Source organism: Vibrio sp. Y176 (assembly GCF_033438945.1).
In genome coordinates, this window is sequence record NZ_JAWOQS010000006.1 from 310,829 (window position 1) to 335,520 (window position 24,692).

Annotated in this window: 20 protein-coding genes and 4 tRNA genes; 1 reads left to right on the forward strand and 23 read right to left on the reverse strand. The window is 45.5% G+C overall.

Annotation, left to right across the window (positions count from 1 at the left end; genetic code table 11):
* The 10 genes from R7O13_RS16885 to pncC form a co-directional block, all read right to left on the reverse strand.
* Nucleotides 1-74 (reverse strand) — tRNA-Arg (locus R7O13_RS16885).
* Between the two features lie 85 nt (nt 75-159).
* Nucleotides 160-251 (reverse strand) — tRNA-Ser (locus R7O13_RS16890).
* Nucleotides 252-280: 29 nt separating this feature from the next.
* A tRNA-Arg gene (locus R7O13_RS16895) sits at nt 281-357 on the reverse strand.
* A gap of 31 nt (nt 358-388) precedes the next feature.
* Nucleotides 389-480 (reverse strand) — tRNA-Ser (locus R7O13_RS16900).
* A 335-nt stretch (nt 481-815) separates the two neighbouring features.
* Complete coding sequence (gene csrA, locus R7O13_RS16905; RefSeq protein ID WP_004415691.1) at nt 816-1,013, reverse strand: carbon storage regulator CsrA; 198 nt, start codon at nt 1,011-1,013, stop codon at nt 816-818.
* Between the two features lie 92 nt (nt 1,014-1,105).
* A complete protein-coding gene (locus tag R7O13_RS16910) occupies nt 1,106-2,293 on the reverse strand; it encodes an aspartate kinase (RefSeq protein WP_005383803.1) in 1,188 nt (395 codons plus the stop codon).
* A gap of 212 nt (nt 2,294-2,505) precedes the next feature.
* Nucleotides 2,506-5,088 carry an alanine--tRNA ligase gene (gene alaS, locus R7O13_RS16915; RefSeq protein WP_005380872.1) on the reverse strand — a complete coding sequence of 861 codons (2,583 nt, stop codon included), beginning with the start codon at nt 5,086-5,088 and terminating at the stop codon, nt 2,506-2,508.
* Nucleotides 5,089-5,230: 142 nt separating this feature from the next.
* The gene (recX, locus tag R7O13_RS16920) at nt 5,231-5,698 is read right to left on the reverse strand and encodes a recombination regulator RecX (protein ID WP_005383799.1); all 468 of its coding nucleotides are present in this window, start codon (nt 5,696-5,698) and stop codon (nt 5,231-5,233) included.
* 127 nt (nt 5,699-5,825) lie between these two features.
* A complete protein-coding gene (gene recA / locus R7O13_RS16925) occupies nt 5,826-6,869 on the reverse strand; it encodes a recombinase RecA (protein ID WP_005380874.1) in 1,044 nt (347 codons plus the stop codon).
* 200 nt (nt 6,870-7,069) lie between these two features.
* Nucleotides 7,070-7,552, reverse strand: coding sequence for a nicotinamide-nucleotide amidase (gene pncC, locus R7O13_RS16930; RefSeq protein ID WP_005383794.1), 483 nt, complete (start codon nt 7,550-7,552; stop codon nt 7,070-7,072).
* 84 nt (nt 7,553-7,636) lie between these two features.
* Here pncC and mutS point away from each other — a divergent pair, with 84 nt between their 5' ends.
* The gene (mutS, locus tag R7O13_RS16935; RefSeq protein WP_005380877.1) at nt 7,637-10,198 is read left to right on the forward strand and encodes a DNA mismatch repair protein MutS; all 2,562 of its coding nucleotides are present in this window, start codon (nt 7,637-7,639) and stop codon (nt 10,196-10,198) included.
* An 82-nt stretch (nt 10,199-10,280) separates the two neighbouring features.
* Here the strand turns inward: mutS and rpoS are convergent, their stop codons facing one another.
* From rpoS to rlmD, 13 genes are all read right to left on the reverse strand, one after another.
* Nucleotides 10,281-11,267, reverse strand: coding sequence for an RNA polymerase sigma factor RpoS (gene rpoS, locus R7O13_RS16940; protein WP_005380887.1), 987 nt, complete (start codon nt 11,265-11,267; stop codon nt 10,281-10,283).
* 80 nt (nt 11,268-11,347) lie between these two features.
* Nucleotides 11,348-12,271, reverse strand: coding sequence for a peptidoglycan DD-metalloendopeptidase family protein (locus R7O13_RS16945; protein ID WP_213963129.1), 924 nt, complete (start codon nt 12,269-12,271; stop codon nt 11,348-11,350).
* Between the two features lie 13 nt (nt 12,272-12,284).
* The gene (locus tag R7O13_RS16950; RefSeq protein WP_033907436.1) at nt 12,285-12,911 is read right to left on the reverse strand and encodes a protein-L-isoaspartate(D-aspartate) O-methyltransferase; all 627 of its coding nucleotides are present in this window, start codon (nt 12,909-12,911) and stop codon (nt 12,285-12,287) included.
* Entirely contained in the window at nt 12,911-13,687 is a 777-nt protein-coding gene (gene surE / locus R7O13_RS16955; RefSeq protein WP_258484144.1) for a 5'/3'-nucleotidase SurE, read from the reverse strand. The genes R7O13_RS16950 and surE overlap by 1 nt, the downstream gene beginning before the upstream one ends.
* Complete coding sequence (truD, locus tag R7O13_RS16960; RefSeq protein WP_318304312.1) at nt 13,687-14,730, reverse strand: tRNA pseudouridine(13) synthase TruD; 1,044 nt, start codon at nt 14,728-14,730, stop codon at nt 13,687-13,689. The genes surE and truD overlap by 1 nt, the downstream gene beginning before the upstream one ends.
* Before the next feature lie 45 nt (nt 14,731-14,775).
* On the reverse strand, nt 14,776-15,252 hold the full coding sequence (gene ispF / locus R7O13_RS16965) for a 2-C-methyl-D-erythritol 2,4-cyclodiphosphate synthase (protein WP_005380896.1): 477 nt from the start codon (nt 15,250-15,252) through the stop codon (nt 14,776-14,778).
* A 14-nt stretch (nt 15,253-15,266) separates the two neighbouring features.
* Nucleotides 15,267-15,974, reverse strand: coding sequence for a 2-C-methyl-D-erythritol 4-phosphate cytidylyltransferase (ispD, locus tag R7O13_RS16970; RefSeq protein ID WP_017821625.1), 708 nt, complete (start codon nt 15,972-15,974; stop codon nt 15,267-15,269).
* 1 nt (nt 15,975) lies between these two features.
* Complete coding sequence (gene ftsB / locus R7O13_RS16975; protein ID WP_005380907.1) at nt 15,976-16,257, reverse strand: cell division protein FtsB; 282 nt, start codon at nt 16,255-16,257, stop codon at nt 15,976-15,978.
* Between the two features lie 401 nt (nt 16,258-16,658).
* The gene (gene eno, locus R7O13_RS16980; RefSeq protein ID WP_005380909.1) at nt 16,659-17,960 is read right to left on the reverse strand and encodes a phosphopyruvate hydratase; all 1,302 of its coding nucleotides are present in this window, start codon (nt 17,958-17,960) and stop codon (nt 16,659-16,661) included.
* A 78-nt stretch (nt 17,961-18,038) separates the two neighbouring features.
* Nucleotides 18,039-19,679: a CTP synthase gene (locus R7O13_RS16985; protein ID WP_021034029.1), complete on the reverse strand. Its 1,641-nt coding sequence runs from the start codon at nt 19,677-19,679 to the stop codon at nt 18,039-18,041.
* 205 nt (nt 19,680-19,884) lie between these two features.
* Nucleotides 19,885-20,688, reverse strand: coding sequence for a nucleoside triphosphate pyrophosphohydrolase (gene mazG, locus R7O13_RS16990; RefSeq protein WP_318304313.1), 804 nt, complete (start codon nt 20,686-20,688; stop codon nt 19,885-19,887).
* Nucleotides 20,689-20,913: 225 nt separating this feature from the next.
* Nucleotides 20,914-23,133, reverse strand: coding sequence for a GTP diphosphokinase (relA, locus tag R7O13_RS16995; protein ID WP_005380915.1), 2,220 nt, complete (start codon nt 23,131-23,133; stop codon nt 20,914-20,916).
* Between the two features lie 123 nt (nt 23,134-23,256).
* A complete protein-coding gene (gene rlmD / locus R7O13_RS17000) occupies nt 23,257-24,576 on the reverse strand; it encodes a 23S rRNA (uracil(1939)-C(5))-methyltransferase RlmD (protein ID WP_213964540.1) in 1,320 nt (439 codons plus the stop codon).
* Between the last annotated feature and the right edge of the window lie 116 nt (nt 24,577-24,692).

Sequence of the window (24,692 nt, forward strand, 5' to 3'; positions counted from 1 at the left end):
CGCGTCCTGGAGGATTCGAACCTCCGACCGCCTGGTTCGTAGCCAGGTACTCTATCCAGCTGAGCTAAGGACGCGCAGATCTTCTTGCTAAGAAGTTGTGAAGTAAATCACATTCATTTCTTACGAAACAAAAAAAAGGCCATCGGGCCAGTCAATGAATGGCGGTGAAGGAGGGATTCGAACCCTCGATACGGGATAAACCGTATACTCCCTTAGCAGGGGAGCGCCTTCAGCCTCTCGGCCACCTCACCGTTTTCATTGTTATATCTCAAAAGAGATATGGCGCGTCCTGGAGGATTCGAACCTCCGACCGCCTGGTTCGTAGCCAGGTACTCTATCCAGCTGAGCTAAGGACGCACTTTTTGTTGATAAATCAACGTTGCAAGAATGGCGGTGAAGGAGGGATTCGAACCCTCGATACGGGATAAACCGTATACTCCCTTAGCAGGGGAGCGCCTTCAGCCTCTCGGCCACCTCACCGTCTTGCGGAGGCACATATTACGTTTTACCGAAAATATGTCAAACACTTTCTTTGAAAAAATCTACGAAACTGGCTTAACCGTTGCTGATTTAATCAAAGTGACTATTAAACGAACTTTATCACTCTATTATGATGAAAAAAAGAGAGTCTTCTCTGAAAAAAAGACATTTATTTTCAAATAACTTTCTGAAGTTCGAATCAATATTATTCGATGAATTCACAGCCATACTCAACACAATAGTTTCTGCAAATTTTCAAAAACAGTAAAAACTAAAAAGGCCAACCCTTCGGTTAGCCTTTTTCATTCAAACTAAGCTCTGTAAACAGGAGCGACTTAGTAGTTACCTGAAGCAACGTTGCCATTGCCTTTTTCAGCTTGAATGCGCATGTAGATTTCTTCACGGTGAACTGAAACCTCTTTCGGAGCGTTAACGCCGATACGCACTTGGTTACCTTTAACACCCAGTACAGTTACAGTCACTTCATCACCAATCATCAGTGTTTCGCCTACGCGGCGAGTCAAAATTAGCATTCTTTGCTCCTTGAGTAATCTCTAAATTTTCTTGCTACAAAGCTATTATCCAACAAAAGTTATATTTTCGTAAACTACCTTGTTAGCGAAAATCAGCCTAAAAAGGCATGTTTTTGTTGAATGTTTAATGCTTCACTAGACGTAATGTAAGCATCATGCAGAATGTTTGCTGCTGTATCCACACATTCGGGTGCTAAAACTAGCATCATAGTGAGTGCATTCGTTGCGCTGAAATTGATCTCAATATCTCGCTTTGCCAACAAATCGCATGCGTGCTCTACCATTCCATTGGCCTCAAGCCCCACTGCGGTCAACAGGCTTACCACTTCACTATTACGGATTTTGTCGCTGAACACCAGATCGAACTTGGCACATGCATCTTGTTTTATCATGATACCTGCCCGTTCTGTTTCCTCGATCACATTCCAAATGTCAATACCCAACATCTGACATTGTTTTGTAGCACTAGATAAATGTTCTTTATCGACTTCGATTATGGCAAGGTCACGTTGAATGGCTATACCAGAGACGGCTTGATTGCCTAACTCCCCCTTTACCAGACTGCCTTCATTAACATCAAATGTCGAAAGCACGCGCAGTGGCACATTATTCTTCCATGCAAATTGCACTGAAGGTAAATGTAATACTTTCGCGCCTCGGCTTGCCATCGCTTCCATGGAAGGAAAATCGATAACCGCCAATTTTCGCGCGTTTTTCACTACACGTGGGTCACAAGTATAAATACCATCAACGTCGGTAAAGATTTGACACTCATCAGCGCGCAATGCGCCTGCCAGTGCCACTGCGCTCGTATCTGAGCCACCTCGACCTAATGTGGTGATATCCCCGTTCTCATTCACACCTTGAAAGCCTGCAACAATCACGATTTGGTCTTGCTCAAGCAATCCCAGAATTGTCTTAGTATCAATGTGTTTAATCGTTGCGTCATTGTGTTGATTATCCGTCACAATATTCGCCTGTGCTCCGGTAAGCGAGCGTGCAGCATGACCCAATTTATTGAGTGTCATTGCTAACAGTGCCATTGACACTTGCTCACCAGCAGAGAGCAAAACATCAAGTTCTCGAGCTGTAGGCACGCTATCTATCTGTTTAGCGAGGTCCATCAGTCTGTTTGTTTCGCCTGACATTGCAGACACGACAACAACAACTTGATTGCCATCATTTTTCGCCTTAATGATGTGTTCAGCAACTTGGTGGATTCTTTCAATTGAACCCACTGAGGTTCCGCCAAACTTTTGCACGATAAGGGGCTTTTTCACCAGTCTTCACCTTCCCAAGACCGAAGTCTCTTTAGAACTGCTTACATCTTCAGTATTTCCTTTTAGAAAAATTATATAAGCAGTAGTTACAACAAAAACCAAATAGCCTAAATGACTCGGTTAACTTTTGGTCAATTAAACCACTTGGCTGCTAAAAAAAATTACGCTCAATCAAAGAAACTTGATTGAGCGTAATTTTAGTAGTTAAAAGCTTATAAGCGCTCTTCTAACCAAGGCTGAACTGTTTTAATTGCCTCTGGTAGTGCGGCTACATCAGTACCACCAGCTTGAGCCATGTCAGGACGACCACCGCCCTTACCACCGACTTGCTCAGCAATCATCTTAACTAGATCACCAGCTTTTACTTTACCAGTTAGATCTTTAGTCACACCAGCAATCAGGCCAACCTTGTCACCTGTTACGTTAGCAAGCAGTACGACACCAGACCCCATTTGGTTCTTGATGTCATCAACCATAGTACGTAGGTTCTTGCTGTCAGCGCCTTCAAGAGCTGCGACTAGAACTTTTGTACCATTGACTTCAACCGCTTTGCCCATGATGTTAGCGCTTTCTGCTGCCGCCATCTTATCTTTTAGCTTCTGCACTTCTTTCTCTAGCGCTTTTGCTTTCTGTGCAGATTCTGCCAGTTTCTCTTCATACTTCGCGTTTTGAGCTTCAATCGCGTCTAATGCAGCCTCGCCTGTTACCGCCTCAATACGTCGAATACCTGCAGCAATGCCGCTTTCTGAAGTGATTTTGAATAGGCCAATATCACCTGTGCTTGATGCGTGAATACCACCGCAAAGCTCTGTCGAGAAGTCACCCATAGACAGTACGCGTACTTCGTCATCGTACTTCTCACCAAACAGTGCCATTGCGCCTTTCTTCTTAGCAGACTCAATGTCCATCACGTTGGTTTCAATCGTGTGGTTGCGACGAATTTGCGCGTTAACTAGACGCTCAACTTCTTTCAGTTCTGCTGCAGTTACGGCTTCTAGGTGTGAGAAGTCGAAACGTAGGTTGTCTGCCTTCACCAATGAGCCTTTCTGCGTTACGTGCTCACCTAAAACTTGGCGTAGTGCTGCGTGTAGCAAGTGCGTTGCTGAGTGGTTTAGAGAGATAGCTGCGCGACGCTCTGCGTCAACGATAGTTGCTACTTCATCACCTTTCGCTAGAACGCCTTCTGCCATTACACCGTGGTGCGCGATTGCGTTACCTAGTTTTTGAGTGTCCTCAACGCGGAATACACCAGACTCAGTACGGATTTCACCAGCGTCACCACACTGACCGCCTGACTCTGCGTAGAATGGTGTTTCACCAAGTACGATGATTGCTTTGTCGCCCGCAGATAGCGAATCTACTTCGTTGCCTTCAACGAACATCGCTGCTACAGAACTAGAGCCTTTAGTACCTGTGTAACCACAGAATTCTGTTTGCGTATCAACTTTGATTGCTGCGTTATAGTCAGTACCGAAGTTACCCGCTTCACGCGCACGTTGACGCTGCTCTTCCATCGCTTTCTCGAAACCTTCTTCGTCGATTGCGAACTCACGCTCACGTGCTACGTCGTTAGTTAAGTCAGCTGGGAAGCCGTAAGTATCGTAAAGTTTAAATACGGTTTCGCCGTCTAGTACTTTACCGTCTAGGTTATCTAGTGCTTCGTTTAGAATCGCCATACCGCGCTCAAGTGTACGACCAAAGTTTTCTTCTTCGATACGCAGTACTTTTTCAACCACAGCTTGTTGACGCTTCAGCTCTTCACCAGCCGTACCCATGATGTCAGCTAGAACGCCAACCAACTTGTGGAAGAATGCACCTTGTGCGCCCAGCTTGTTACCGTGACGAACTGCACGACGGATGATACGGCGTAATACGTAACCTCGACCTTCGTTTGAAGGCATAACACCATCCACGATCAGGAATGAACATGAACGGATGTGGTCAGCGATAACGCGTAGTGATTGGTTTGATAGGTCTTCGTAACCGATCACTTCTGCTGCTGCTTTGATAAGAGCTTGGAATACATCGATTTCGTAGTTTGAGTGAACGCCCTGCATGATTGCAGAGATACGCTCGATACCCATACCAGTATCTACCGATGGTTTTGGTAGCGGTTCCATAGTGCCGTCTGCGTGACGGTTGAACTGCATGAATACGTTGTTCCAGATCTCGATGAAACGGTCACCATCTTCTTCAGGCGTGCCAGGACGGCCACCCCAGATGTGCTCACCGTGATCGTAGAAGATTTCAGTACATGGACCACAAGGGCCAGTGTCGCCCATTTGCCAGAAGTTATCAGACTCGTACGGCTTGCCGCCTTCTTTATCACCAATGCGAACAATACGATCAGCGGGTACGCCAACTTTCTTGTTCCAGATGTCAAACGCTTCGTCATCGGTTTCGTAAACAGTTACCAATAAACGATCCGCTGGCAGTTTAAGAACTTCGGTTAGGAATTCCCAAGCAAAGGAGATCGCATCTTCTTTGAAGTAATCGCCAAAGCTGAAGTTGCCTAACATTTCAAAGAATGTGTGGTGACGAGCAGTAAAGCCAACATTTTCTAGGTCGTTATGTTTACCACCAGCACGTACGCAACGCTGAGCCGTAGTCGCTCGAGTGTAGGCTCGTTTTTCTAAGCCTAAGAAACAATCTTTAAATTGGTTCATACCTGCGTTTGTGAACAGCAGGGTTGGGTCGTTATGTGGAACTAACGATGAACTTTCTACGATTTGGTGTCCTTTGCTCTCAAAGAACTTGAGGAACGCGTTACGAACCTCATCAGTGCTCATGTACATGCAGCTCTTCCTGAAAATAGTCGAGTTAGAATTTTGCCGTATTGTAGATCATGCAAACAGCTGAGACTAGTTTTCTTGAGGAAAAGAGGGAGTAGGAGAAAAAATTTGAAGCAAAACAAAAATCAGTGCGGACGACTGACCGTTAATCTTCGTCCTCAAAGTTCAGCGCGTAGCTGATTTGGTCAAAACTGTAGCCGCGATACTGCAGAAAACGAACTTGTTTTGCGTACTCTTTTTGGTCTTTGGCTTTAATACCTTTGAATTTCTTTTCTGCCGCCTGTTTAGCCAGCTCAAACCAATCTTGCGGCTCTTCAGCCATAGCTTGCTCAATCACCGATTCCGCAACACGCTTCTGGTTTAACTCTTGACGAATTCGACGCTCTCCATGTCCTTTGTATACATGCTGTCTAATTTGACTCTTCGCGTAACGTAAATCATCTAAATAGTTATGGTCTAGGCAAAAATTAATTGCGATGTCGATGTCTGATTCTTCATAGCCCTTCATCGATAATTTTTGGTAAAGCTCATACTGACCATGATCGCGACGGCTAAGCAATTGTATAGCAGCCTCTTTGCTCGATAATGTTGGCGCCTGGCGTTTTTGGTACATGATGATCCTAAAAGTATTTTTGCTGTACAGGCTCTCAATGGCCTTTGTGATAATTCGATTTTTGATTTCAATAGATACAACAAAGCCCCGCATTGCAGGGCTTTGTCATTTATTAATCTATGAGAGATTAAAACTCTTCAGCTTGCTCTGGCGCTTCACCAGCTTCAGGCGCTTCCGCAAGTGCTGGCGCTAGCAACATTTCACGCAGTTTTGTATCGATAGTTTTAGCCACTTCAGGGTGCTCACGCAGGTAGTTACATGCATTAGCTTTACCTTGACCAATCTTATCGCCATTGTAGCTATACCAAGCACCGGCTTTTTCAACTAACTTGTGCTTCACACCTAGATCGACAAGTTCACCTTCGCGGTTAAAGCCTTGGCCGTACATGATTTGTGTGTTTGCTTCTTTAAATGGTGCTGCAATCTTATTCTTAACAACTTTGATGCGCGTTTCGTTACCTACGACTTCGTCACCTTCTTTGATTGCGCCAGTACGACGGATATCTAGACGAACAGAAGCGTAGAACTTAAGTGCGTTACCACCTGTTGTTGTTTCTGGGTTACCAAACATCACACCAATCTTCATACGGATTTGGTTGATGAAGATACACATACAGTTAGACTGCTTTAGGTTACCCGTTAGCTTACGCATTGCTTGAGAAAGCATACGTGCTTGCAGACCCATGTGGCTATCGCCCATTTCGCCTTCGATTTCTGCTTTCGGTGTTAGTGCTGCGACAGAGTCGACAACCATAACATCGATAGCACCAGAACGTGCAAGTGCGTCACAGATCTCTAGCGCTTGCTCACCTGTGTCTGGCTGAGAAACTAGCAATGCATCGATATCAACGCCAAGTTTCTTCGCGTATACAGGATCTAGAGCGTGCTCTGCATCGATAAACGCACACGTTTTGCCTTCACGTTGCGCAGCAGCAATAAGCTCAAGCGTTAATGTTGTTTTACCTGAAGATTCTGGGCCGTAGATTTCTACGATACGACCCATTGGTAGACCACCAGCACCCAAAGCGATATCAAGAGAAAGAGAACCCGTTGAGATGGTTTCTACGTCCATTGCGCGGTTATCACCAAGGCGCATGATAGAGCCTTTACCGAATTGCTTTTCAATTTGACCTAGCGCAGCGGCGAGCGCTTTCTGTTTGTTCTCGTCCATTACTTTCTCCGATTTATTCATCTTCTTTGGGCGACGAATAGTAATTCATTTTTCTTAAGCAGAAGAACTGCTCAGCAATGAAAGTTATTATACTGTTGATTCATACAGTGTCCATACCTGTATGAAAAAAATTTGGCTGACCTAAAGTCATGATTTGCTCTAGCCCTTATCAATGCTGGGCTAAAACAAGTTAAGAAATTCTAGAGCAGATGTTGATACAATTGAGTCAACGCGTGCTCGACCGCTTTTTTGCGAACTTCTGCACGGTCACCAGAGAAATGCATGGTTTCTACTTGCTGCCAACTTTGGTTATCAGCAAAAGCAAAGCAGACCATACCGACTGGTTTCTCTTCACTGCCACCACCCGGCCCTGCAATACCACTGATGGATACACCGATGGTGGCATTTGAGTTTTTAATTGCACCCTGTACCATTTCAATCACAACTGGCTCACTCACTGCACCATGCGCTTCTAACGTTGAAGCTTGCACACCAAGCATCTCCATTTTCGCTTCATTACTGTAGGTGACGAACGCACGGTCAAGCCACGCTGAACTACCAGCAATGTCAGTAATGGCGGTTGCAACACCACCACCTGTGCATGATTCTGCGGTTGTTAAAACATGCCCGTGTTTAGCCAATAATGCGCCTAAATCGGCACTCAATTTTGTTGTTTTTTCCATAGCCAAAATGCCCTTTGTCTCTTTTTACTTGATAGGGATTCACGTATCCTAAGCCGCTACGGAAATAAACAAAAGAACTTACCTGTGAAAGCTGAACAAAAACACACTCCGATGATGCAGCAATACCTCAAGCTAAAAGCTGAGAACCCAGAGATTTTGCTGTTCTACCGCATGGGCGATTTCTACGAACTCTTTTACGATGATGCCAAGCGAGCTTCTCAGCTTCTTGATATTTCATTGACCAAACGTGGTGCGTCTGCAGGTGAACCAATCCCAATGGCGGGTGTGCCATTTCACGCCGTAGAGGGCTACCTGGCAAAACTTGTTCAGCTTGGTGAGTCTGTGGCGATCTGTGAACAGATTGGCGATCCGGCCACCAGCAAGGGCCCGGTAGAACGTAAAGTTGTGCGTATCGTGACACCAGGTACTGTGACGGATGAAGCACTGCTTTCTGAGCGTGTCGATAACTTAATCGCAGCAATTTACCATCACAACGGTAAGTTCGGTTATGCGACGCTGGATGTCACCTCTGGTCGCTTCCAACTGACAGAACCAGAAACTGAAGAAGCGATGACAGCCGAGCTTCAACGTACCGCACCACGTGAGCTACTGTTCCCAGAAGATTTTGAACCTGTACATTTAATGGCGAGCCGCAATGGTAACCGTCGTCGCCCAGTCTGGGAGTTTGAGCTTGATACGGCTAAGCAACAACTCAATCAACAATTTGGCACAAAAGATCTGGTTGGTTTTGGTGTAGAACATGCGTCCTTAGGGTTATGTGCTGCTGGTTGTCTGATCCAGTACGTAAAAGATACTCAACGTACGGCTTTACCTCATATTCGCTCTTTAACGTTTGATCATCAGGATCAATCCGTCATCCTTGATGCTGCTACCCGACGTAATCTGGAAATTACTCAAAATCTAGCAGGCGGAACCGATAACACGCTCGCTGCAGTACTCGACCATTGTGCTACTCCGATGGGCAGCCGAATGCTGAAGCGTTGGTTGCATCAGCCTATGCGTTGCATTGAAACGTTAAACAATCGCCTTGATGCGATTGGTGAGATTAAAGAACAAGCTCTGTTTGCCGATCTTCAACCAACGTTAAAGCAAATTGGTGATATTGAACGTATCTTAGCGCGCCTTGCATTACGCTCTGCTCGCCCTCGCGATATGGCTAGACTTCGCAATGCCATGCAACAGCTACCAGAGCTAGAATCTGTCACCGCTTCTTTGACCCATCCGTATCTAACGAAATTGGCGAAGTATGCAGCTCCGATTGACGAAGTATGTGACCTGTTAGAGCGCGCGATTAAAGAAAATCCGCCGGTTGTTATTCGTGATGGTGGCGTCATCGCTGAAGGCTACAATGCGGAGCTCGATGAATGGCGAAAATTAGCAGATGGTGCAACAGAATATCTTGAGCAGCTTGAGCGAGATGAGCGTGAACGACACGGTATCGATACGCTTAAAGTAGGCTATAACAACGTTCATGGCTTCTTTATCCAAGTAAGCCGTGGCCAGAGCCATTTGGTTCCACCGCATTATGTACGTCGCCAAACACTCAAAAACGCTGAACGCTACATCATTCCAGAGCTTAAGGAACACGAAGACAAAGTACTTAACTCGAAATCTAAAGCGTTAGCACTTGAGAAACAGTTGTGGGAAGAACTGTTTGATCTATTGATGCCAAACCTTGAGAAGCTGCAAAACCTAGCTTCTGCTCTGTCTCAACTGGATGTATTACAAAACCTAGCAGAGCGTGCAGATTCGTTAGATTACTGCCGCCCAACGCTTGTGAAAGACGCAGGAATTCACATTCAAGCTGGTCGTCATCCAGTCGTAGAACAAGTAACAACAGAGCCGTTCATCGCGAACCCAATTGAGCTTAACCCAGCCCGTAAGATGTTGATCATCACCGGTCCAAACATGGGTGGTAAATCAACCTACATGCGTCAAACTGCGCTGATTGCATTGATGGCACATATCGGCTCTTATGTACCGGCAGAATCCGCACAGATTGGTTCTTTAGATCGTATATTTACTCGTATTGGTGCGTCAGATGATCTTGCATCTGGCCGCTCGACCTTCATGGTAGAAATGACCGAAACAGCCAATATTCTTCACAACGCAACTAAGAATAGTTTGGTGCTAATGGATGAAATCGGACGTGGTACTAGTACTTACGACGGTCTGTCTTTAGCTTGGGCAAGTGCGGAATGGCTCGCAACACAAATTGGTGCGATGACCCTATTTGCAACCCACTACTTCGAATTAACAGAGTTACCAAGCCAGCTGCCAAACTTAGCGAACGTTCACTTGGATGCCGTAGAACATGGAGACAGCATTGCCTTTATGCACGCAGTTCAAGAAGGTGCGGCAAGTAAGTCTTACGGCCTGGCTGTTGCGGGCTTAGCAGGCGTACCAAAAACGGTCATCAAAAATGCGCGTAACAAGCTATCTCAGCTAGAGCAACTGGGGCAAAACAGTGACACACCACGTCCAAGTGCAGTAGATGTGGCTAACCAGTTGAGCCTGATTCCAGAGCCTAGCGAGGTCGAACAAGCTCTGTCAGGTATTGATCCTGACGACTTAACGCCACGCCAAGCTCTTGAAGAGCTGTATCGCTTGAAGAAGATGCTGTAAGCAGACTCACACCAACGAGAAAAAAAGAAAAAAGGCTATGGGGAACCATAGCCTTTTGTGTATCTAGTGAAATACGGATTATTTAATCGTCTTCTACGTTAAACAAGTTTTCCATATTCAAACCTTGTTTGATTAGGACTTCACGAAGACGACGTAAACCTTCCACTTGTATTTGACGTACTCGCTCACGTGTCAGACCAATCTCTCGACCAACTTCTTCCAGCGTCGAAGGCTCGTAGCCTAGTAGGCCGAAGCGACGTGCAAGCACTTCTTTCTGTTTCGGATTCAACTCTTCTAACCAATGAATCAACGATGATTTGATGTCGTCATCTTGAGTCGAAACTTCTGGATCAGAGTTGTTTGCATCAGGAATAATATCCAGCAGCGCTTTCTCACCGTCACCACCGATTGGCGTGTCGACAGAGCTAATACGCTCATTAAGGCGTAGCATTTTGCTTACGTCTTCGACTGGAATATCTAATTGAGCAGCAATTTCTTCTGCGGTCGGTTCGTGATCGAGCTTTTGAGAAAGTTCACGCGCAGTACGCAGATAAATGTTCAGCTCTTTCACTACATGGATAGGTAGACGGATCGTGCGAGTTTGGTTCATCAACGCTCGCTCTATCGTTTGTCTGATCCACCATGTTGCGTAAGTAGAGAAACGGAAACCACGTTCTGGGTCGAATTTTTCGACCGCTCGGATCAAGCCGAGGTTACCTTCTTCAATCAGATCGAGTAGTGCTAGACCACGGTTACTGTATCGACGAGAAATCTTAACAACCAAACGTAGGTTACTTTCGATCATGCGTTTGCGTGCCGCTTCGTCGCCACGTAGGGCGCGTCTTGCGTAAAGCACTTCTTCTTCGGCAGTAAGTAAAGGTGAGAAGCCAATTTCGCCCAAATACAACTGAGTTGCATCTAAGCTTTTACTGCTCGCGTCAAATTCTTCACGCGCAGTCGCTTTGCTTTCTGTGGATGATGATCTTTCGAGCTCGTTATCAATGGTCTTCACTGACGCATTGTCAAATGCAAACTCTTCAACTTTGGTTACTGTGTTGCTGATACTCATAACGCCTCCCCCTGGCGAGTTAGCAAGACATGACAACTCAATATGTCGCTAAATGATGTCGCAAGTTGTTTTTCAAAGTTTTAAGGCAAATAGCGTTTTGGATTCACTGATTTACCTTGATAGCGAATTTCAAAGTGTAGTTTGACCGACTTTGCACCTGAACTACCCATGGTGGCGATTTTTTGTCCGCTTTTTACGCTTTGTCCTTCTGTGACCAGCAGTTTGTCATTATGTGCGTATGCGCTTAAATAATTGTCGTTATGCTTTACTATAATTAAGTTGCCATAACCTCGTAGCGCATTGCCTGAATAAACGACTGTGCCGGCTGCGGTTGAAACGATAGGTTGACCACGCTGTCCTGCGATGTCGATACCTTTATTTCCCTGTTCTCCCGCCGAAAAGTTCTTGATTACTCTCCCTTTTGTTGGCCACAACCACTTTGAGACTTTATCACTCTTTACTGTGGTAGTTGGCGCTTTTTGCTTCACTTTTTGGTTGTCTTTTGAACCAACATACTCCTTTGTTTTCGATTGTTCAACCTTCTTTGGAGGCTGTTTTTGTACGACTTTAGGCTTAGTCTCTGTAGGTTTTTGACTAGAGTTTTTACTCGAAGGTTTAGGTTTAGAGGCTGTTGATGTTTTCGTCACTGGAGCTGGGGGTGTCGTAACAACAGGAGCCACAACGGGTTCAACTTTTTGACCATATTTAGGGGCGACATATTTCGGAGCCCAAAGTTTTAGCCTCTGTCCTGGGTAGATAGTGTAAGGCTGAGTTAACTCATTGTAACGAACAAGATCATTTACATCTTTATCTGTGACATAAGCTATGAAGTAAAGTGTATCGCCTTTTTTTACCTCATAATAACTCCCTCTGTAACTCCCTCTTTCAAGGCTTGAATAGTCTTTTTTTAGGCTAGAGACAGGTGCAGGGGAATGCGCTGCACAACCAACTAGTCCTGCAGCAAACACAAAGCTAATACCAATATGACGTAGTAACTTATTCACCTATCCCTAACCCTTAAGCTAAATCACCCGCAACCAGAGGTACGAACCGAACCATTTCTACAACGGTAGAGAGATATTCGTCTCCCTTACGCTCTATTTTTAATAACTGTTGTTCCGTATCTCCAACAGGAATGACCATTTTGCCGCCATCTCTTAATTGTGAGAGAAGAGCTTGGGGAATCACTTCAGCGGCAGCGGTAACAATGATAGCATCGAAAGGACCTCTCGCTTCCCAGCCCTGCCACCCATCAGCATGCTTAGTTGAAACATTGTAAATATCCAATTGCTTCAGGCGACGCTTTGCTTCCCATTGCAACGATTTAATTCGCTCAACGGAGTATACATGATCAACAATTTGCGCCAGTACCGCAGTTTGATAACCCGATCCCGTTCCGATTTCCAGAACACGACTCGCCGATTCTAGCTCAAGCAACTCGGTCATACGAGCAACGATATAAGGCTGAGAAATAGTTTGTCCCTGACCAATTGGTAACGCATTGTTATCATAGGCTTGGTGCATCATCGCTTGAGAAACAAAGCTTTCTCGTGGCAAGCGTTGGATAGCATCCAGAACTCTTTGGTCTTTGATGCCACTGGAGATAAGAAACGCTATCAACCTGTCAGCATGTGGGTTACTCATTACTTCTCTTCCTTTAACCAACTATCCATAGCACGCAGCGACTCGTGAGCGGTGAGATCAACTTGCAGAGGCGTCATTGAAACTCGGCCATGCTCAATTGCATAAAAGTCCGTGCCCTCTCCTGCATCTTGCTCCTTTCCTGGTGGCCCTAACCAATAAATGTCATGGCCTCTCGGATCTTTCTGCTTGATCATATTCTCTGCGTGATGACGTGCACCTAAACGCGTAACTTCAATTTCACCTAAATTCTCTGATGGTAAGTCAGGCACGTTTACGTTCAGTAGACGATTCGTTGGAATCGGCGACGCTAAATGCTGTTGTACAATTTGACGTGCAATTTTAGCGGCGGATTCGAAATGTCGCTTACCCACTAGTGAAAAAGCCACCGACTGAACGCCAAGGAAATGACCTTCCATGGCGGCTGCTACTGTTCCAGAATAAAGAACATCATCACCCAAATTAGCGCCATGGTTGATTCCTGACAGAACAAGATCAGGCAAATCATCTTTCATTAGCTCATTCAGCGCGAAATGCACACAATCCGTGGGCGTGCCTTGCACTGAGTAGATATTTGGGGCAATTTCAGTCACGCGTAATGGTTGTTCTAATGTGAGTGAATTCGAAGCACCTGAACGATTTCGATCAGGTGCGACAATGGTCACTTCGGCGATATCTTTCAACTCATCAGCGAGGGCATGAATCCCTTGTGCATGAACACCATCATCATTGCTGATTAAGACTCTTAAGGGCTTCGGGTTTCGTGAATCCTGTTCCATTAGTATTCTCTTTCTACTTCAACCTCATTAACTAACTCACGAACAATAGAGGTCGCAAAAGATCCCGCATCCAGTGAGAAAGTCAGCGTAATGTTGTAACCTTCAACCGTCCAAGCTAAATCTTTTGGCTTCAGCGCAATATCGCGACGATCGTGGCGCATGCGATTACCACGAATCAGCGCCATGAGGTCAGGCTCTTCGTCTAAAAACGGTTGCTCTAATGCCAGAGCCTCGGCTTGAGTAGGCAGTGCATTATCGCCAGCAAGCGCAGCGGTAATTGCCGCTTCACCTTGTGCAAATTGCACTTGCAAATCAGTGATGTTGTTTGCATCAATCAACTGAGTGCCAGAATTCGTCTGTGCAATGTCACCATCAATGAACTTATCAAACACACCATTCTCTAGACGAGCTGAAACGATGCGGTTGAAAATCCACGAACGAGCCGCTGATAAATACATGCTTCGCTTGTTTTGATTGCGGGTACGAACGTTTTCGCGTCCCCATCGACGTGCTTCTTCAAGGTTGTTGCCATCGTTACCAAAACGCTGACTACCAAAGTAGTTTGGCACGCCAACTTGTTTCACTTTTTCAAGACGTTGCTCTACATCCGCTATATCTGTCACTTCAGACAAAGTAACCACGAACTCGTTCCCTACTAGGTCACCAGGACGCAGTTTTTTATTGTGACGATCTGTTGCAAGGATTTCGATACTTGGGTATTGAGCCAAAAACGCTGAAAAATCTGGCGTTTCACCTTTTGGTAAATGGACACTTAACCACTGTTCCGTCACCGCATGACGGTCTTTAAGACCCGCCCAGCTAACGTCTTTCGACTTAACACCACAGGCTTTTGCTAACTCGTTAGCAACGAAGCTGGTGTTCTCGCCCGTTTTACGGATACGAACCATTAAGTGCTCGCCTTCGCCCGTAAAGGCAAAACCTAAATCTTCGCGAACCTGAAAATGCTCTGGCTGCGCTTTAATTTTTGCCGATGCAACTGGCTTACCCGTTAGGTAAGCCAATGAAGATAAAATGTCTGACATGATGTGTTTCCGCTGATATCACAGCTTAGAGGAGCAAATTGCTAGTTATTGCTTAAACAGAAGTACAACGGCTTCCGTTGCAATGCCTTCTTTGCGTCCAGTAAAACCGAGACGTTCTGTCGTCGTCGCTTTTACGTTAATGTTACTAATGTCGGTTTCTAGGTCTTCGGCTATCGCCGCACACATTGCGTCAATGTGTGGTGCCATTTTAGGCGCTTGTGCCATGATGGTTACATCAGCATTGCCAAGACGGTAGCCTTGCTCTTTAACTCGACGGTAAACGTCTTTCAGTAATTCACGACTGTTTGCGCCTTTCCATTTATCATCCGTATCTGGGAAATGACGACCAATATCGCCGGCAGCAATCGCGCCCAGCAGAGCATCCGTTAACGCATGCAACGCTACATCGCCATCTGAGTGAGCAATCAAACCTTGCTCATAAGGGATTGCTACACCACCAATAATGACTGGGCCTTCACCACCGAATTTATGTACATCGAAACCATGACCAATTCGAATCATTTTCTATCCTTTCTTTATTCGCCGCGCTCACGGCTTAGATAAAACTCGGCTAACGCAAGATCTTCTGGCTGAGTGATTTTTATATTGTTCGCATTCCCTTGAACTAAGGCTGGCTTCTCGCCTAACCATTCCAAAGCCGAGGCTTCATCGGTAATGGTTACACCCTGTTCTAATGCGTCAGCCAGTGCTTGAGTAAGCTGCTGAGTTTTAAACATTTGTGGAGTAAGTGCATGCCACAATGCTTCTCTATCTACCGTATGATCGATATCTTGTACTGCGTTTGCTCGCTTCATTGTATCTCTCACAGGAGATGCGAGAATGCCACCCGTTGAGTGGGCGCAGCAAACATCAATCAAACGGTCAATGTCGGATGTTAATACACATGGCCTCGCAGCGTCGTGGACTAATACCCACTCGCTTTCCAGATGCTCATTGACATAGTTTAGCCCTGATAACACAGAGTCTGCTCTTTCTTTACCACCAGCTACACGAATCACATCTGGGTGCTTAGCAATGGACAATTCTGGGTAATATGGGTCGCCGTCAGTAATGGCAACGACAACCTTAGAAATATTTGGGTGGGAAAGCAGTTTCTCTACGGTATGTTCCAGTACCGCTTTACCTTCGATCAATAAATATTGCTTAGGGCGATCTGCCTTCATTCTGCTACCCACACCCGCAGCTGGCACAATTGCGATATGCGATGAGTTCATATCCAACATTTTAATGGTTTTCCTCACCTATAATGCGGTAAAAAGTCTCGCCATCTTTAACTAAACCGAGCTCATGACGCGCACGTTCTTCAATCGCATCAAGACCTTGCCTTAAGTCATCAATCTCAGCGAACATTTCATTGTTGCGAGCTTGTAGCTTGCTGTTCACTTGTTGCTGAACTTCAATTTCATCTTTTACTGTGTAGTAGTCAGACACTCCGTTTTTACCAAACCATAGAGTGTATTGAAGCAAGCCAAACAGTAGCGTAAGGGCTATAACAAAGATTCGCATATCGCTGCTAACATTCTGTACCGGAAGGAATTAGATAAGGTGACATATATAGCATAAATGCGAGGTTGCCTCTAGGGGAGAAAGGGAGACTCACACGCTCCTTACAAGAAATAAGCAGCAAAATGAAACAAGCTCATAGGAAGCGCTCCTTACCCATGACCAAAGTAAGAGCCAAAAATACAAACCTATAAATACAAAAAACCGCCGTAGCGATGGTTTCAAAAAGCTATTTAGCGAAACTTTACTCAATAAGAATTAAGCCTGACCTTTAACTTCTTTGAGACCGCTTCCTTGAAACATGGAGGAGCGCGCTCACTTAGAGCTTCCGTCATATAAAAAACGCCCCGCAAGTGCGAGGCGTTTTCAAAAGCTTTAAGTTAAGCGGTTAATTCAATTAAGAATTAAGCTTGACCTTTAACTTCTTTAAGACCGTTGAAAGGAGCGCGATCACCTAGTGCTTCCTCGATACGGATTAGCTGGTTGTACTTAGCAACACGGTCAGAACGGCTCATAGAACCAGTTTTGATTTGACCTGCTGCTGTACCTACCGCTAGGTCAGCGATAGTTGCATCTTCAGTTTCGCCAGAACGGTGAGAGATTACTGCTGTGTAACCTGCGTCTTTAGCCATCTTGATTGCAGCTAGAGTCTCAGTTAGAGAACCGATTTGGTTGAACTTGATAAGGATAGAGTTAGCTACGCCTTTCTCGATACCTTCAGCAAGGATCTTAGTGTTAGTAACGAATAGATCGTCACCTACTAGTTGAAGCTTGTCACCTAGTAGTTCTGTTTGGTGCTTGAAGCCATCCCAGTCAGACTCGTCTAGACCGTCTTCGATAGAAACGATTGGGAATTGGTTAGCTAGCTCAGCTAGGTAGTGGTTGAACTCTTCAGAAGTGAAAGTTTTACCTTCGCCTTTCATGTTGTAGATGCCAGCTTCTTTGTCGAAGAACTCAGATGCAGCACAGTCCATAGCTAGAGTAACGTCTTTACCTAGTTCGTAACCAGCAGCTGCAACAGCTTCTGCGATAACTTCTAGAGCTTCAGCGTTAGATTTAAGGTTAGGAGCGAAACCACCTTCATCACCAACTGCAGTGCTGTAGCCTTTAGACTTAAGAACTTTAGCTAGGTTGTGGAATACTTCTGCACCGATACGTAGACCTTCTTTAAGAGTCTTAGCGCCAACTGGTTGGATCATGAACTCTTGGATGTCAACGTTGTTGTCTGCGTGCTCACCACCGTTGATGATGTTCATCATTGGTAGAGGCATAGAGAACTGACCTGCAGTGCCGTTTAGCTCAGCGATGTGCTCGTATAGAGGCATGCCTTTCGCAGCAGCAGCAGCTTTAGCGTTTGCTAGAGAAACAGCTAGGATAGCGTTAGCACCGAATTTAGATTTGTTTTCAGTGCCGTCTAGTTCGATCATTACTGCGTCGATTGCAGCTTGGTCTTTAGCGTCTTTGCCAACTAGAGCTTCAGCGATTGGGCCGTTTACAGCTTCAACTGCTTTAAGAACACCTTTACCTAGGAAACGTGCTTTGTCACCGTCACGTAGCTCAAGAGCTTCGCGAGAACCAGTAGATGCGCCAGATGGAGCTGCCGCCATACCTACGAAACCGCCTTCTAGGTGTACTTCAGCTTCTACAGTTGGGTTACCACGTGAGTCGATGATTTCACGACCTAGAACTTTAACGATCTTAGACATTAATGTTTCCTCTCGTTTCAAATATAAATGTCAATCTTAAAGGGCAGCAGCACAACCTTCGCCGCCGCCCGTATCCTTTTACTTCTCGAATTCGCCGCGTGCGTTTTGGCCCGCAGCCTTAACAAAACCTGCAAACAATGGATGTCCATCGCGAGGAGTCGAGGTGAATTCTGGGTGGAACTGAGCCGCTACAAACCATGGGTGAGCTGGGTTCTCAATCATTTCCACTAACTTCTTGTCCGCAGATAGACCTGATACTTTTAGGCCTGCTTTTTCGATTTGCGGACGAAGCACGTTATTCACTTCGTAACGGTGACGGTGACGTTCATGGATCGTCGCGCTACCGTACAGTTCACGAGCTTTAGTCCCTTTCTCTAGGTGACACAGCTGTGAACCAAGACGCATCGTACCGCCTAGGTCAGACTTTTCAGTACGCTCTTCTACGCTACCTGATTCGTCTACCCACTCTGTGATCAAACCTACCACAGGGTACTTCGTCTCTTTGTTAAATTCTGTTGAATGTGCACCTTCCATACCCGCAACGTTACGCGCGTATTCGATTAGTGCAACTTGCATACCCAAACAAATACCCAGGTAAGGCACGTTATTTTCACGTGCATATTGAGCCGCACGGATCTTACCTTCAATACCACGATCGCCGAAGCCACCTGGTACTAGGATCGCGTCCAAACCTTCTAGAAGTTCAACGCCTTTTGTTTCGATATCTTGTGAGTCTACATACTTAATTGTGACGCTTAGACGGTTTTTCAAGCCAGCGTGTTTAAGCGCTTCGTTCACAGATTTGTATGCATCTGGTAATTCAATGTATTTACCAACCATACCGATGGTTACTTCACCAGTAGGATTTGCTTCTTCGTAGATAACCTGTTCCCATTCAGAAAGGTCTGCTTCCGGAGCAGTAATACCAAAGCGAGCACACACAAGGTCATCTAGACCTTGAGATTTAATCAACTGAGGGATCTTGTAGATAGAGTCTACATCCTTCATTGAAATTACTGCTTTTTCTGGAACATTACAGAACAGTGCGATTTTTTTACGCTCATTCGCAGGAATAACGCGATCGCTACGGCAAACTAGGATATCTGGCTGAATACCGATAGATAGAAGTTCTTTTACAGAGTGTTGCGTCGGCTTAGTTTTCACTTCGCCCGCTGCCGCTAGGTAAGGAACAAGTGTTAGGTGCATGAACATTGCGCGCTCACGGCCTAGCTCAACAGCTAGCTGACGAATCGCTTCCATAAATGGTAGCGATTCGATATCACCAACAGTACCGCCAACTTCAACGATAGCCACATCATGGCCTTCAGAACCTGCAATAACGCGATCTTTGATTGCGTTAGTGATATGAGGGATAACTTGAATAGTTGCGCCTAGGTAGTCACCACGACGTTCTTTACGAAGTACGTCGGCATAAACACGACCTGCAGTGAAGTTGTTACGCTTGGTCATCTTGGTACGGATGAAACGCTCGTAGTGACCAAGGTCAAGGTCAGTCTCTGCGCCATCTTCTGTAACGAACACTTCACCGTGCTGAGTAGGGCTCATTGTGCCCGGGTCAACGTTGATGTAAGGGTCAAGCTTCATCATAGTCACTTTAAGACCACGAGCTTCTAGAATAGCCGCAAGAGATGCTGCTGCAATACCTTTACCTAGAGAGGATACAACCCCGCCAGTAACAAAAATGTAATTTGTCGTCATGTTTAACCTGAAATTGGTTGAATGAGGGAAATGGAGTGCTTCTGGACGGGAGATAAATATACCAGAAGCTCCTTACCGCCACAACGTGAAATCTATCACACCGTAATTTTTTATTTTTTGCTTCAAATCAAAGTGAGCAAAGACAAACCAAAGTCCGTTTTCGTGTAACCAAACAAGCTGACCTTATATTATGTATTCTGCCAGTTTACCTCTGCCTCGATTCTTCTTGTTTTACTTCATCCCAAAAATGGTCGAGTTCTGATAAAGAACAATCTGTGAGTACTTTGCCTAACTGCTGGACCTTGCCTTCAACTTGTTTAAAACGTCGCGCAAACTTTACGTTTGCTTTTCCTAGCGCGACTTCTGGGTTTTTATCAAGGTGGCGAGCCAAATTGACAGTCGCAAATAGCAAATCACCGAGTTCCAACTCAACTTTCTCTTCATCGGGCTGAACTTGCAGTGCCTCTTCCATGACTTCGTCAATTTCTTCTCGTACTTTATCGACAACCGGGCCAAGTGAATCCCAATCAAACCCAAATTTTGCACATTTTTTCTGAATTTTTATAGCACGAGAAAGTGCCGGTAAAGAGTTTGGTATTGAGTCTAGGATACTTTCTTCCGCTTTGCCTACTAGGGCTTTTTCTTTTGCTTTTTCCGCTTCCCAGTTCGCGTTAATTTCCTCGTCAGATTCAAACTCAACATCTGAAAAAACATGCGGGTGGCGACGAGTCAGTTTTTCGTTCACGGTTTCGACGACATCCGAAAAGTCGAACAGCTCTTGCTCTTTCGCTAGCTGACTGTAAAAAATCACCTGAAACAACAAATCCCCTAGCTCTTCTTTTAGATTGGGCCAATCTCGATTTTGAATCGCGTCCACCACCTCGTAGGTTTCTTCTATTGTATGCGGAACGATGGTGTCAAAGGTTTGTTTTAAGTCCCAAGGGCAACCGTTTTCTGGGTCACGCAACTTCGCCATGATTTGTTCTAACTGTTCAATTGGATGACTCATTTTTTGTTCCTTTAAACCTTTCTACTAAAGAAAAAGGTGAGCGGCCAAAACCACTCACCTTCTACATTATATTTTCTCAGCAGCTTTCACTAAGTAATTGTTACTTTGACAAGGCAACAAGTTTTCGCGACTCCTGAGCATAGCTCGCCTATGTGATGAGCCTGGGCCGGCACTCCGGAGTGAGCGCAGGCAACAACGCTATCAGCTTCAAGTATGACGAGAATTTTAGCCGAGGCGTTTCACCGTCATCACATCCTTAATCTGCTCAACACGCTTCGAAACACGAGAAAGCACCTCAATATTGGTGACTTCTAGGTCAAAGTCCATGATGGCAAGTTGACGTCTGTAATCGACTCGGTTCTTCATACTGGTCACTTTGATCTTTTCGTTGGCGAACAGTGTCGTAATGTCTTTGAGTAGACCACCTCGCTCCATCGCTTCAACACGCACGGTGAGGATGTATGACCCCACAAAGCCGCTGCCCCAGACTGTATCGATGATGCGCTCTGGCGCATGATGGCGCAGTTCTTCTAGCTGTTCACAGTCACTACGGTGTACTGAAATCCCACGACCTTGCGTTATGTAACCAGAGATATCGTCACCTGGAATTGGCTGACAGCAACGTGCTAGATGTGTCATTAGGTTATCGACGCCTTCTACTACAACTGCGTCTTTTTTCGGTCGGCTTTGCGCGGGTGATTTATGCTCAGCTTCTTGCAGTTTTTCCAGTGCTTGCTGGTCTTCTTCCTCTGCCGTTGGCTTGTTAACTAACGCGTTAATATGGTTAATGATTTGGTTGATGCGCAAATCACCGCTACCTACACCAACATACAATTCATCTGGTGTTTTGACGTTAAACCGCTTGAGGGCGTAATGCTCTGCATCTTTTAACGTTGCGCCAATTTTGGCTAACTCATGCTCAAGGATTTCACGACCTGCTTCAAGGTTCTTCTCACGGCTTTGTTTTCGGAACCAGGCGTTAATTTTGGCACGCGCACGACCAGAATGAACGAAGCCTAATGATGGGTTTAACCAGTCACGTGATGGGTTAGGTTCTTTCTGAGTGATAATCTCGACTTGGTCACCCATATGTAATTTATGCGTGAACGGCACAATACGACCTCCGACTTTGGCACCGATACAACGGTGTCCCACTTCGGAGTGAATGTGATAGGCAAAATCTAGCGGCGTTGCCCCCATTGGCAAATCGACAACATCACCACGTGGTGTAAAGGCATAAACACGGTCATCAAAGACTTGGCTACGCAGCTCATCGAGCATTTCGCCAGAGTCAGACATTTCTTCTTGCCAATCCAGTAGCTTACGCAGCCACGTGATCTTCTCATCATAACCGCTTCGGCTGCTTGCCCCTTCTTTATATTTCCAGTGCGCGGCAACACCCAGCTCCGACTCTTCATGCATTTGCTTGGTACGAATCTGGATCTCGATGGTTTTGCCTTCTGGCCCTAGAATTACGGTGTGGATCGATTGATAACCGTTTGGTTTAGGGTTAGCAACGTAGTCATCAAACTCGCTCGGTAGGTGCTTGTATTTGGTGTGAACTACGCCTAAAGCCGCGTAACAATCTTGCAGTTTGTCCGCGATGATACGCACTGCTCGCACATCAAACAGCTCATCAAAGGCCAAACTCTTTTTCTGCATTTTTCGCCAAATGCTGTAGATGTGCTTAGGTCGACCACTCACTTCGGCATTGATGCCCGACACTTCCATTTCGTGCGTGAGGTCTTCAACAAAGTCTTTGATGTACTGTTCACGAACGATGCGTCGCTCAGAAAGCTGTTTGGCAATTTGTTTGTAAGTTTCCGGTTGTTGGTAGCGGAAAGCGTAATCTTCAATTTCCCATTTCAGCTGACCGATGCCTAATCGGTTTGCTAGCGGCGCATAGATGTTGGCACACTCTTTTGCCGCCGCACGTCGAACTTCATCTGGCGCTTTTTTAACTTCAATAAGGTTACAAATTCGTTCCGCGAGCTTGATAACTACGCAGCGGAAGTCATCCACCATGGCAAGCAGCATACGGCGTACGTTATCTACCTGAGATGACGCTGCACTGCCTTCCATGTTGACGTTGAGTTGGCCAATAGCAGCCATTTCTTCAACGCCGTCGATTAATTTTATGATTTCTTTGCTGTATTTCTCTTCCAGAATTTCTCTGTTAAAAGCACCACTTGAAACCAAAGGAAACAGTTGAGCAGCCACTAAAGTGGCTTGATCCATAGACAAGGTGATTAAAATTTCGATCATTTCTCGTCCACGCCACAACAACAGCTCCGCTTGCTCGTTATCAGCTAATACCGTCTGGCAATCTCGATATACTTCGATTAAGCGTGAGGCTGTGTTTTTCTCTTGTCCTAGGCTAGCCACCCAGTTTTCGAGTTCAAACTGTTCATCTTGGTTTAAATGCGCGCTTCTTACCGCAACCATCTCATCATCCTAATTATTATATTCGTGTGGTTTGACTAACACCGTCCAGGTTAGTTCTTTTTACCGCGCGTACACGCTGGCTTTATGACCACCCACCACAAATAAGGGGTCAAAGTCCTAAAGTTAGGACTTTTCAAACAATGCCATCGATTCTAGATGACTGGTATGAGGGAACATATCCAGCATACCTAATTTAGTTAATTTATAGCCTTGCTCTATCAAGCTTTGACTATCCCTAGCAAGGGTAGCAGGATTACAAGAAACATAAACTACACGCTGTGCGCCAAGCTCAGAAACTTGATCGATGATCCCACTCGCTCCCGCGCGTGCCGGGTCTAATAATACTTTATCAAACCGCTCTGCGGCCCAGGCTTGGCCTTCAAAATCTTGCTCAAGGTTAGCGTGATAAAATTGCGCGTTATTGATTTGGTTCAAAGATGCATTGTTTGTGGCTTTTTCTACCATCTCTGCAACACCCTCTACTCCAACCACGTACTTAGCTAATTTCGCAACTGGTAAACTAAAGTTGCCTAAACCACAGAACAAATCTAACACTCGGTCACTCTTTTGTGGGTCTAACCACTCAACCGCTTGTTTGACCATTTGTTGGTTTACACCTTGATTTACTTGAATAAAGTTATTTGGTGCAAAAGGGATTTTCACTCCAACTTCTTGATAAAAAGGCATATCGCCTTCGATAAGGTCTAATTGTTCTGTCGATGGCATTAAGTACAACGATGCGCCATGACGTTTTGCCAACTCCGTTAGAGATTGAGTTTCACTCGTTGTCAGAGCGCTCAAGTGGCGCAGCGTAATACACGGCCCATTATCACCAAGTACCAGCTCTACATGACCCAATTGTTCAGGCTTTTTGAACGCTTTTAGGGCTGAGTAAATCTCTGGCAGCAAAACATTCAGTTCCGGTGCCAGCACTGGGCAATCGGTCACTTGCGCAATTTGCTTACTCTGCTTTTTACGGAAACCAAAATGTAGCTGACGGTTTTTTTTATCAACAAACAAGCTCACTCTCGCACGGCGACGGTAGGCCTGCGAATATCCCAATAACGGGGCATCTAGTTCAATGTCACTGCCTGAAAATTTTCGCATTAGCTGACGCAACGTTTGCTGTTTGTACGTCAATTGTTGGTCATAATCTAGATGCTGCAAATCACAGCCACCGCACTCATGATAATGTGGGCAAAATGGCTCCACACGAGCTTCACTCGGCTTAAGGATTTTAATCAACTTACCGCGAGCGTATTTGCTCTTTTCTTCCACCAATTGAGTGACCACCTCCTCACCCGGCAGTGCTCCATCAATAAACAATGGCTTCTTTTTGAGGTAAGCAATGCCTGCGCCGTGGTGATCTAAACGCTCTACTTGCACTGCTTGGTGCCGAGTATTGAGTTGGGTTTTCTTTTTCGGTTGAAAGATGCGTGCCATGCTCTATGCCTGATTTATGTGTAATTGCTCTTCGGCTTCACTATTCTTGGTTGCAGCCGTTGTGTGATTCGAGTGACTTGATTATGCTTACCGTTTATTCGGTGACGTCACTTCTT